Origin of the sequence: Bradyrhizobium sp. 190 (assembly GCF_023073415.1) — a bacterium.
GTDB lineage: Bacteria > Pseudomonadota > Alphaproteobacteria > Rhizobiales > Xanthobacteraceae > Bradyrhizobium.
Map to the genome: position 1 here is coordinate 187378 of NZ_JADPJL010000062.1, position 10023 is coordinate 197400.

General features: G+C 60.8%; 11 protein-coding genes. 6 read left to right on the top strand and 5 right to left on the bottom strand.

Going from position 1 to position 10023, the window contains the following annotated elements; translation table 11 throughout:
• Positions 1-104: 104 nt before the first annotated feature.
• Together IVB22_RS30120 and IVB22_RS30125 are read right to left on the bottom strand one after the other, a co-directional pair.
• A complete protein-coding gene (locus IVB22_RS30120) occupies positions 105-1781 on the bottom strand; it encodes an arylsulfatase (protein WP_374207747.1) in 1677 nt (558 codons plus the stop codon).
• 120 nt (positions 1782-1901) lie between these two features.
• The gene (locus IVB22_RS30125) at positions 1902-2897 is read right to left on the bottom strand and encodes a formylglycine-generating enzyme family protein (protein ID WP_247520785.1); all 996 of its coding nucleotides are present in this window, start codon (positions 2895-2897) and stop codon (positions 1902-1904) included.
• 348 nt (positions 2898-3245) lie between these two features.
• Between IVB22_RS30125 and IVB22_RS30130 the strand changes: the two genes are divergently transcribed.
• Genes IVB22_RS30130 through IVB22_RS30140 form a run of 3 tightly spaced genes read left to right on the top strand, consistent with a single transcriptional unit; the run spans position 3246 to position 6557 of the window.
• On the top strand, positions 3246-5477 hold the full coding sequence (locus tag IVB22_RS30130; RefSeq protein ID WP_247520786.1) for an ABC transporter substrate binding protein: 2232 nt from the start codon (positions 3246-3248) through the stop codon (positions 5475-5477).
• Positions 5474-6130: a response regulator transcription factor gene (locus IVB22_RS30135; protein ID WP_247520787.1), complete on the top strand. Its 657-nt coding sequence runs from the start codon at positions 5474-5476 to the stop codon at positions 6128-6130. The genes IVB22_RS30130 and IVB22_RS30135 overlap by 4 nt, the downstream gene beginning before the upstream one ends.
• Before the next feature lie 22 nt (positions 6131-6152).
• Positions 6153-6557, top strand: coding sequence for a response regulator transcription factor (locus IVB22_RS30140; RefSeq protein WP_247520788.1), 405 nt, complete (start codon positions 6153-6155; stop codon positions 6555-6557).
• 109 nt (positions 6558-6666) lie between these two features.
• Here IVB22_RS30140 and IVB22_RS30145 read toward each other — a convergent pair whose 3' ends face one another.
• Positions 6667-7443, bottom strand: a complete 777-nt coding sequence (locus IVB22_RS30145; protein WP_247520789.1) for a DUF4394 domain-containing protein — start codon at positions 7441-7443, stop codon at positions 6667-6669.
• Positions 7444-7554: 111 nt separating this feature from the next.
• On the opposite strand from IVB22_RS30145, the gene IVB22_RS30150 reads away from it, so the two are divergent.
• Positions 7555-8175 carry a sigma-70 family RNA polymerase sigma factor gene (locus IVB22_RS30150; protein ID WP_308200479.1) on the top strand — a complete coding sequence of 207 codons (621 nt, stop codon included), beginning with the start codon at positions 7555-7557 and terminating at the stop codon, positions 8173-8175.
• Positions 8172-8924 (top strand): anti-sigma factor domain-containing protein, encoded by a 753-nt coding sequence (locus IVB22_RS30155; RefSeq protein ID WP_247520790.1) that lies wholly within the window; start codon positions 8172-8174, stop codon positions 8922-8924. Before IVB22_RS30150 ends, IVB22_RS30155 begins: the two co-directional genes overlap by 4 nt.
• A 34-nt stretch (positions 8925-8958) precedes the next feature.
• Here IVB22_RS30155 and IVB22_RS30160 read toward each other — a convergent pair whose 3' ends face one another.
• The gene (locus IVB22_RS30160; protein WP_247520791.1) at positions 8959-9135 is read right to left on the bottom strand and encodes a hypothetical protein; all 177 of its coding nucleotides are present in this window, start codon (positions 9133-9135) and stop codon (positions 8959-8961) included.
• Between the two features lie 409 nt (positions 9136-9544).
• Between IVB22_RS30160 and IVB22_RS30165 the strand changes: the two genes are divergently transcribed.
• Positions 9545-9766, top strand: coding sequence for a hypothetical protein (locus IVB22_RS30165; RefSeq protein WP_247520792.1), 222 nt, complete (start codon positions 9545-9547; stop codon positions 9764-9766).
• A 16-nt stretch (positions 9767-9782) separates the two neighbouring features.
• Here IVB22_RS30165 and IVB22_RS30170 read toward each other — a convergent pair whose 3' ends face one another.
• Positions 9783-9980, bottom strand: coding sequence for a hypothetical protein (locus tag IVB22_RS30170; protein ID WP_247520793.1), 198 nt, complete (start codon positions 9978-9980; stop codon positions 9783-9785).
• Positions 9981-10023: the final 43 nt, after the last annotated feature.

A 10023-nucleotide genomic window follows, 5' to 3' on the forward strand; every position in this document is an offset into this window, starting at 1 on the left:
TGCTGAACGGACCCCGCGCGCCGCTTCGTTGTGATTGCTCGCTGAGCGCGGGAGTTGATCGGCGGGCGCCACAGTGGGACGCCCGCCGAGTTGGCGTCGTACTGCTAGTCGCTGCGACCAGCAGTTTTGGCCTGCTTGATCTGCTGGATCACCTGGTCGAGGTTGTAGCTCGCCGGGTCCTGGAGCGGCGGGTACGCAGAATAGGTCTCGAGTTCCTTCAGCCAGAGCGCCTGGCCGATGGGCAGCATGTTCCAGTCATAGATGTAGGCTGTAGAAGCGGAGCCGATTGTGCCGCCCATGCCCATGAGCGTCTTGAATTGTGAGCCAATCGAGGTCTCGAACGGGTCTCGCTTGATGTTGACGACCTGGGCCCAGTGATAGGGAAGCGCGCCGGCAATAAAGCCCGCCGGGGCGTCGGACACCATCGTGAAGTAGATTTTCCAGTTCTTGTACCGTACTGCCGAGGGGTCCTTGCCGGAATAGTAGAAGAAGGTATCGCGCGCCGACGTTTCCGAACGTCCAGAGAGGTATTCGGTCTGATCGACGCCATCGAGCGTCGTCTTCACGATGCCGGGGTATTGGCCGGCCTCGATCCGCTTCTTCAGCGCGTCTCCCTTTGCGCCGCCGGCGATGTTGACAAACGTTGGCAGCCAGTCGAGCGACGCGAAGATGTCGTTCTTGATGGTGCCGGGCTTGATGACCCCCGGCCAGCGAATGAGCGCGGGAGCGCGCATGCCGCCTTCCCAAGTGCTCAGCTTGCCACCCTTGAACGGAGTGGTGCCGCCGTCCGGAAAGGTGATGGTTTCGGCGCCGTTATCGGTGGTGAACACGACGATCGTGTTGTCGAGTTGACCCATGTCCTGGAGCTTCTTCAGCACATAGCCGATGTTGTCATCCATCTGCTTCATGCCGGCTTCGTTTTGGCCCCAGTCCTTGCCGCCAGGCTGGCCGACCATGGCTGAGTACTTGTCATTCAGCACGGTCGTCACATGCATGCGCGCTGGGTTGTACCAGACGAAGAAAGGCTTGCCCGTCGTCTTCGGGTCGTTGCGATCGAGGAAGTCGATGACCTTGGCCGAGATTTCCTCGTCGACCCCCTTCGATCGATCGAGCGTCAGCGGGCCCTGGTCGATGCACTGCTGAGTCCTGGATGAACCATCGGACTTGCACGACAGGACGTTGCGCGGAGGCGTCAGGCAAACCGCCGTTTTCGGATCGACCGCGCCCGGCACTTCAGGAATGCCGGGGATCGGCGTATTCTTGCATGGCGGGGCAACTGTCTGCTGGGTCGGGGACTTGTTGATGTCCGGGAAGCTCACGCCCTGCATCGCATCGAGGTGATACAGGTAGCCCCAGAATTCCTGGAAACCATGCGCGGTCGGCAGCGCGTCGGTGTGATCACCGAGATGGTTCTTGCCGAACTCTCCGGTATTGTAGCCAAGATCGAGCAGGAACTTGGCGACCGCCGGCGTGCCCGGCCGCAGATAGGACGGGCTGCCGGGCAGTTGCGGCGGGATCATGCCCGTGCGCAGCGGATGCATGCCGGTGAAGAAGGCGTTCCGGCCTGCGGTGCAGCTTTGCTCGGCATAGTAATGCGTGAAGATCGCGCCTTCATTGCCGATGCGGTCGATGTTGGGTGTCTCGCCGACCATCAGGCCGCGATGGTAGATGCTCGGCTGGTAGAGGCCGATGTCATCGCCCATGATGAAGAGGATGTTGGGCTTCTGGGCCGGCTGTGCGGTTGCCGGAGGGCTGACCAGTCCGGACAGTGGCATCAGCATCGTCGCGCCAAGCAGCGAGGCGCAGGACCACTTGAGTAAACCACGTGTCGTGCGTGGCGGCGTTGCAATAAATGGCGGCTTGGTAGCGAATATGGTACTCAACATGGCGTCGCTCCCTTTTTATGATGCTTCAGTGGCTCCTCGCCTGATGCATCGAAAGCCAAGGTGACTGGTGGAAGTATCGACCGGCTCCGCGTGGCGCGCTGCCGGCCGGTAGCGTCGGCAGTAGTTCGGCGCGCACAAATGCGAGCCGCCCTTGATGACCTTTCTTGGAATTTTCACATTGGTCGTTCTGGGGTCGTAACTGTCGGCCTCGCGGCCGCCGCGCGGGTTCTCCGGGATGCAGCAGGCCTTCACGACATCCGCCTGATGCTTCGGTGAGTACCAGTCGGCCGTCCACTCCCAGACGTTGCCGATCATGTCGTGCAACCCGTAGCCGTTTGGCGGGAATGCACTGACCGGCGAGGTGCGCTCGAAGCCATCGGCATTGGCATTCTGGCGAGGGAATTCTCCCTGCCAGGTGTTTGCCATGTGACGGCCGGCCGGCGTGAATTCATCGCCCCATGCAAATTCGGCGTCCGCGAACCCGCCGCGCGCCGCAAATTCCCACTCCGCCTCGGTTGGCAAATCCTTGCCAGCCCACTTCGCGTAGGCGACTGCGTCGCTGAAAGCCACATGCACGACAGGATGATCGTCCAACCCACGGATGTTGCTTTCGGGTCCGTAAGGATGCCGCCACTCCGCGCCCTTGGCGAAGGTCCACCACTGGCTGAAATCCCGGAGACTGACCGGATGCGCGGGCGGAGAGAACATCAGGGAGCCCGCATAGATCATATGCGGGAGTATTCCCGGATAATCCTTGGGGTCAGGTGGGATCTCGGCGACGGTGACGTGTTTGGTAGCCCTTACGAACTCCCTGAATTGACGGTTCGTCACGGGATGGCGGTCCATCCAGAAACCGTCCACGGTAACACGGTGCACTGGCGCTTCTTCGGGATAATGCTTGTCCGATCCCATGCGGAAAGTGCCACCTGGAATCCAGATCATCCCGTCGGCCTGCGGAGCACCGACCGTGGCGTCAGCCTTGAATGTGGTTGCAGGGAAAAGCGTTGTCATCTCGCGCGCTGCCTCCCGATCGATCGCCAAAATTGCGATCCGGCACGCTACGCAGGTGTCCTTTCACAGGCTATTGGACCGTGGTCCAACATCGAAGCGATCCAGCCAGCATCACTGGCGCGGACCTTGCGGCCCCCACGCGCATGGATTGCGTCACGGGAACATCGGCCGGTTGTTTCCGTCGGGCGAAAAACACTGTTGATTTTGCTCACAAATCCTCGACGGGCGAGGTGTTATACGCCCTCAAAAGCGTGGTATGGTTGCAAGGCGGTAACGTTGGGCCCTGCGGGCAAATCTCACGTTTTGTGAATTTGTAATTGTAGCGTTTTGAGTGGCGGCCTTTTCAACATGGCTACGACGCGCATCGTCGTGTGGAGCATCGGACTCCTTTTCCTGCTCGCGGGGGAGGCCCGCGCTGCGGAGCCTGCGCGCGTTCTTATGCTTCACGCCTTCAACTACTCATTTCCCGCCACCAGCGTGATTGCGGAGGCTGCTCGAAAGCGGCTGGTCGAGCACTCGAAATCAGTTGAGATCGATGCGGAGTTTCTCGATCTGGGTAGAAATACTGACGAGGCCCATTCGCTGCGAACGGCGACTTTTATTCGCGACAAATACGGGAAGCATCCACCGGATTTAGTGATCACGCTCGGCAGCAGCGCGTTACCGTTTGTAATGAAGCATCGGGCCATGCTGCCCAACGTTCCGGTCGTCTTCGCATCCATCTCTCCACAGACCTACGCTGCGTTGCGACCGCCATCGGATATCACTGGAATCATCACCGCTTTCGATCTGGCAAAGACGCTCTCGCTCGCGGAGCGGCTTCAACCTGAGGCTCGCCGGCTGTTTGTCATCGCTGGAAGCGGCGAGACGGATCGCCGTTGGCAACCGTTAGCTCGCAAGATGATCGGGGAGCACGGCGGCAAATTCGAGACGACATTCCTGTTCGAGCTTCCATACCCAGAACTCGTCGCTGAGCTGTCGAAGGTGCCCAACGATGCGATCGTCATCCTTCTGACGGTTTTTGCTGACCCCGAAGGTAGGACCTTCGTCCCGGCGCAGGTCGCGACTGATCTGTCCGCGCTGTCACCGGCACCAGTTTACGGCCCTTACGATACGTTTGTCGGCAGGGGCGCCGTCGGCGGCTTTGTTGAGACGTTCGAGTCGATCGGCGTTGCGGCGGCTGAAATGGCGATCGAAATCATGGGGGGCGCGGATACAGCCACGCTCGCGCCCCGAACCAATCCCGCGCAACACTACCGCGTCGATTACCGGGCAATGCAACGCTGGAATCTAAGGGAGAAAGACCTCCCGCCCGACACTGTTGTTCTGTTCAAAAAGCCGACGATCTGGGATGAGTATCGCGGCACCGTTCTTGCCGCACTTTTCGTCCTCGGCTTGCAAACAATAATTCTGGGTGCCTTGCTGATTCAGCGGCGCAGGAGACAGCGCGCCGAGGAACTGCTTAAGGAGAGCGATGAACGGATGACGTTTGCGGCCGCTGCGGCAAACATCGGGCTCTGGCAGTTTGACCGGGATACCGATGAATTGTGGGTTACCGAACATGGCAGGGCGCTGTTCGGGCTACCGGGTGATGCACCTCTCACCCGCGAGGCATTCCTTGCCGCTGTTCATCCGGATGATCTCGAAACCGCAAGCCGTTCGCTTCGGAAGTCCTTCAGGACGGAGCGGTCCATGGCCAGCGACGTACGAATTGTCTTGCCCAGCGGTGAGACGCGTTGGATCCGCATGCGCGCCCGGTCCTATGCGGAGAGCAAGGGCGAGCCAAAGCAACTGGGGGGCATTTTCGTCGACATCACCGACCAGAAATCGGCCGAGGCTGAGACCGCACTACAACGTGTGGAAATTGAGCACCTGATGCGGGTGTCAGTGCTCGGCGAACTTTCCGGCTCGATTGCGCACGAGGTCAACCAGCCCCTCACTGCGATCCTGTCAAATGCGCAAGCGGCTCTCCATCTCCTCAAGCAGAATTCCCCGGATCTGGCCGAAATTCGCGACGCCCTTGAGGACATTGTGCATGAAGATAATCGGGCTGGCGAAGTTATCCACCGTCTCCGCGGTCTTCTCAAGAAGGGCGAGCGGAAGACGGAAAGCGTCAACGTCAATGACCTTGTCAGATCGACTGTCAGGCTGCTGCACAGCGAGCTGATCGGCCGCGATATCAGCCTCAGGCTTGATCTGGATCATGATCCGTTTTTCACGCGCGGCGATTCTGTGCAGCTGCAGCAAGTCCTGCTCAACCTTGTCATGAATGCGATGGATGCCATGGCCTCCACCCCCATTCCCCAGCGGTCTATCCTGATCTCGACCCGAGGGGCGAAAACCGGAATGATAAACGTACTCGTGAAGGATCGGGGGCACGGCATCCGTCCCAAGGAAAATGGCCGGCTGTTCGAACCGTTCTACACCACCAAGGCCCATGGCCTTGGCCTGGGTCTGGCCCTTTGTTCGACGATCATAGAGGCGCATCAGGGAAAGCTGACCCTTGTCAACGGCGAGGGCGGCGGCGCCGTTGCAGGATTTTCGTTGCCCGCTCATCAACCTGCAGTCAGTTCAGTATGACAGGCGTGTTCACGGTTTACCTCGTTGACGATGACCCCGGAGTCCTCAAGTCCTTGTCGCGACTGCTCCGCACCAAGGGTTATGACGTCAGGCCCTATTCTTCACCGCAGGCATTCCTCGAAGAGCATGACGAGGCGATTCCCGGATGCGCCATACTCGATGTTTCGATGCCTGATCTTGATGGTCTGGAGATTCAGGATGTGTTGACCACCGCCGGTGGCTCCCATCGTCCCGTCGTGTTCGTTACCGGCAAAGGCGACATTCCCACCAGCGTGCGTGCCATGAAAGCCGGGGCGATCGATTTCCTGACCAAGCCGGTAAAGGACCGGGATTTGTTTGAAGCGCTATCCCGTGCTGAAGCCTTGGACGCCGAGTTGCGCCGACTTCAGTCCGAACTGGACGTGGTGCGAACGAAGGTAAGGACCTTGACCCCACGCGAACGCGAAGTGCTTACGCATGTCGTGGCGGGGCGGCTCAACAAGCAGATTGCCGGCGAGCTGGGTACGGTCGAGAAGACCATCAAGGTCCACCGCAGCCGGATGATGGAGAAACTTGGCATCCGAACTGTCGCCGACCTGGTGCGGATGGCCGAGAAGCTCAATCTGTCCGGGAACACGCACCTGTTGGCCCAAGGGCCAACTCGACGGGCGTAGGGCGCAGCGGCAATAGTCTTCCATGGCGGAAGCTTCCCCATGGATTGCCATTGTGGACGATGATCCGGCCGTGCTCAAGGCTTTGAGTCGGTTGCTGCGTTCGCGGGCTTTTCGTGCCCGGACTTATGGATCGGGAGAGGAATTTCTTGCGGCGTTGCCGGCCGGTCTTCCGGACTGCCTGATTGTCGATCTCCAGATGCCGGAAATGAACGGCTTGGAGCTTCAGCAGCATCTCGCAAGCAACGGCATAAAAATTCCGACAATCCTAATCACTGCGCATGCTGACGTCGCGTTGCGCGATCAGGCAGGGCTAGTTGCCAGCCTCCGCAAACCATTGCAGGCGGAGGCCCTGTTTGACGCTATTGACAGAGCGGTCGGCGTATCTGACCACCGAAAAACGGACGGCATAAGCCGGCCTCGCGGCTGACCGTCACGCCACGGCGCAATCGAGGCGCTGAAAAAGGCGTAAGCAACTGATGCGACTGAGGATAGACCCTGGCGCAGCGTGCGCCAGGGTCCAAGGCGGTGGGAAACTCCTACATTCCCATAATCGCGATATCCTTCACCGCGCCGCTGACGCCGGCGATCTTTGCAGCCTCGGTCGCTTTTCCGGTGGCGAGGTCGATGCTGTAGAGCGTGCCGCCCGCCATCAGCCAGGCTTCGTTCTTGCCTGCGCCATCGGACCAGATGTCGAATGCGACCCCATCCGCCTTGATGCCGAGCTTGCCGATCGCGCCAAGCACGCCATCATTCGGCGGCGCCTGTTTGATCAATCCGCCGATGGTGCCATCGATGTTGAACAGCGCCGTCTCCTTTGCGCCCTTCACCGAATTGGTATAGGCGCCGGCGACGATGTTCGGCTTTTCGCCCTTGTGCATGTCGCTGTCGGCAAACTTATGGTCGCCGTCCTTGGTCACCTTGCCGTCATCGACATTCGCCCGCAGGTTCATTCCGTCCGCACCCATCACGCGCAAGCGGTCCGCCACCGGATTGAAATCCACCGTCGCGGCGACGCCCTTGGCAAGCATGGTGTCGAGCTTCGACTTCATCGTGGCCTTACCGTCCATCGCGATGGTCACAATGCTGCCATCGTCGACCAATCCATAAAGCATGCCGTCCGCCGGACGGACGTCGATGCCGACCAGCGCACCGGCAATGCCGGTGACCTTGACGGACCCCGTCGCCTTCTTCTGCGCGGTATCGACCATCGCAATGGTGTCGCCGCCGATCAGAGCTGCGACCTGCGCGGCGTTGGCGGCTGCGGATGACAGCAACAATGCGGCCGAAGCGGCGAAAATTGAGCGAAAATTCATCGTAAAGCTCCCTGTGTTCGAATGATCCTCTCGGGACCAACACAGCGGGTACCGGCGGCACGGTGAAACGGATGCAGCACACTGAAAATAATTTTCGGCACATGCATCCAAATGCCGCATCTCAAGGTAGAACAGCTATGCAAAGGCATAGACATGACCGGAAATGGGACCATCACCGCCAGCCTGCAGGCTCCCGACCTGCGCGATCAGGAGCGCGAGGCGCAGCTTGCCGCCGCCCTGGCGCGATGCGCGGCCGGCGACCGCACCGCATTGCGCGTGATCTACGACAGCGAGGCGCCGCGCATGGTCGGCATCGCGCGCCGCATCCTGTTCCGGCAGGACCTCGCGGAAGAGGCGGTGCATGACGCCTTTATCCGGATCTGGCGCGGCGCGGCCGGATTCGATCCACGCCGCGGCAGCGCGCGCGGCTGGCTCTACGCGGTGGTGCGCAACCGCGCGCTGAGCATTCATCGCGATGAGCATCGCTATGATACGTCAAATGAAAACGTAGAGGACGTCGATTGTGAAACCACCCTGTCGCGGATGCCGGAAAGCAGCGCGCTGCGCCGGTGTCTCGAGCAGATCGACCGCCCCCGCCGGGACGTGGTGGTGCTCGCCTATGTTCACGGCATGAGCCACGGCGAATTGGCGGGACGGCTCAAGGTTCCGCTCGGCACGGTCAAAAGCTGGGTGCGGCGCAGCCTCTTTGCGCTGCAGGAGTGCATGGGATGAACCCGCACGACGCCGACAACGCCATGGCCGCCGATTACGTGATGGGCCTCCTGGACGGTGCGGAGCACGCCGCCGCCGAACGCCGCATCGCAGCCGACCAATCGTTTGCTCAGGCTGTCAGCGCGTGGCGGGAACGGCTCGCGGACCTCGATCTCACGGCCGAGGAGACCCCACCGAGCGCGGCGCTTTGGCAGCGCATCGCGGATGAAACCAAAATCGCGCCGATCGACGCCCTGCCCTCCGCACGCGCCGCGCTGCGCGGCGCCACGCTGTGGGACAACATCCGGTTCTGGCGCGGCCTCGGTATCGGCGGTGCTCTCGCCGCGCTGCTGTTTGCGGTAATCATGATCGGCGCGCTGACAACTTCGCGTCACCTTCGCAACGACCTGATTGCGCTGGCGCAGAGCAAGCCCGTCTACGTCGCCGTGCTGGTGAATGACGCGACCAAAGAGGCCGGGGCCATCGTCAACGCATTTTCGAATGGCCGGGTCGAGCTCATTCCGCTGCGCCCGATCGAGGTTCCTGCCGGCCGCACGCTGCAGGTCTGGACGCTGTGGGATCGCGCCGTCGGCCCGAAATCGATCGGCCTCACCGGCCAGTCGCGGACACTGCAGCTGAATTTGGAATCCTTGCCGGAAACCGTGCAAAATCAGCTGTTCGAGATCACGCTGGAGCCTGAAGGCGGCTCCCCCATCGGACGACCGACCGGCCCAATCCTGTTCAAGGGCAACGCGGCGCGGGCCTTGTAGTCGCCCTAGAGGGAAAGCTGCTGGCCGTCCGGTTTCAGCACCAGCCCTTCTTCCAGTGACCGGGCGGGCAGCCACGCCCGCGCCAGCCGACCTTCCGGCCGCGGCTCCAACCAAACGGACGATAGCCGTGCCCGCGGCCCCAGCCATGCCCGCGGCCGTGCCCGCCCTTTACCTCGATCAGATCAGCCTTGACCAGAGAACCATGCATCATCGCATGGCCCCCGGGCAGCGCCGTGGCCGGCGACATAAAAGCAATTGGTATTGTGACGGCGATTCCAAATAGTAGTTTGCGCATGGCCCACCGGCTGCAGAGTTGAAGGGGACGACGTCAGAACAGGAAAAAATGGCAACAGTTACGCGCGATTGGGGCAAACTTCCCAAAACGCGCGGATTCCGCGCACAGATGGCGCTGGCTGAACCAAGTCTGCGATGGATCTCATCTATCGGCCCCCGCGAGCGGATTTTTGCACCCGGACCCGAAAAGCCGGGAACGAGACCGGCCCTCTCGCGTTGACGGCATGAGCAGATAGCTCAGGAAGGAGAAATCCACCGGAAATATCAGCTCAAAAGCCCCGTCAGTTATTGCGATAACTGGCGGGGTTTTAATTTGGGAGAGGTTCGTGCCTTACGCACTTTTCGATGGCGACAGGCAGATCGGGTCGGGCTTTCCGACCGAGGCAGACGTCTGGAAGCAAGCTCTCGATTCCCGCCTGATTTCTGACGTTCCAGTGGCCGACGAGGCAGGTGGACAGGTTCTGCCTGCCCACTACCACGTGAAGGAAATCAGGGAAGAGGATTGCGCGCCGGATCCAGCCTGGGAGCTTCCCGAGGAAATTTCCTGACGCCGTCACGCTATCGCTATGGAACCTGCTTGACGAAGGTCAGACCGCTGACGGTCAGGCGGTCCTCACTGGTTTCCCCTTCGGCCACGAGCCCTTCAAGATAGGTTTCGAGTGCCGGCAGCTTGCGGTCGAAATCGGCGCCGAGACCCATGAGTTCGCATGTCTTCCTGATACGGCCAATGGGCTTGTCGAAGATGTTGATTTCGGTGCGCATCCCAGCCTCCTGTTCCCGCAACAATGCAAAGCGGCCATAGGGA

Bases quoted from the DNA above. Each gene is read 5' to 3' on its own strand.
- IVB22_RS30120 (WP_374207747.1), bottom strand. From the start codon at position 1,781: ATGCTGATGCCACTGTCCGGACTGGTCAGCCCTCCGGCAACCGCACAG.
- IVB22_RS30125 (WP_247520785.1), bottom strand. From the start codon at position 2,897: ATGACAACGCTTTTCCCTGCAACCACATTCAAGGCTGACGCCACGGTC.
- IVB22_RS30130 (WP_247520786.1), top strand. From the start codon at position 3,246: ATGGCTACGACGCGCATCGTCGTGTGGAGCATCGGACTCCTTTTCCTG.
- IVB22_RS30135 (WP_247520787.1), top strand. From the start codon at position 5,474: ATGACAGGCGTGTTCACGGTTTACCTCGTTGACGATGACCCCGGAGTC.
- IVB22_RS30140 (WP_247520788.1), top strand. From the start codon at position 6,153: ATGGCGGAAGCTTCCCCATGGATTGCCATTGTGGACGATGATCCGGCC.
- IVB22_RS30145 (WP_247520789.1), bottom strand. From the start codon at position 7,443: ATGAATTTTCGCTCAATTTTCGCCGCTTCGGCCGCATTGTTGCTGTCA.
- IVB22_RS30150 (WP_308200479.1), top strand. From the start codon at position 7,555: ATGCCGCATCTCAAGGTAGAACAGCTATGCAAAGGCATAGACATGACC.
- IVB22_RS30155 (WP_247520790.1), top strand. From the start codon at position 8,172: ATGAACCCGCACGACGCCGACAACGCCATGGCCGCCGATTACGTGATG.
- IVB22_RS30160 (WP_247520791.1), bottom strand. From the start codon at position 9,135: ATGATGCATGGTTCTCTGGTCAAGGCTGATCTGATCGAGGTAAAGGGC.
- IVB22_RS30170 (WP_247520793.1), bottom strand. From the start codon at position 9,980: ATGCGCACCGAAATCAACATCTTCGACAAGCCCATTGGCCGTATCAGG.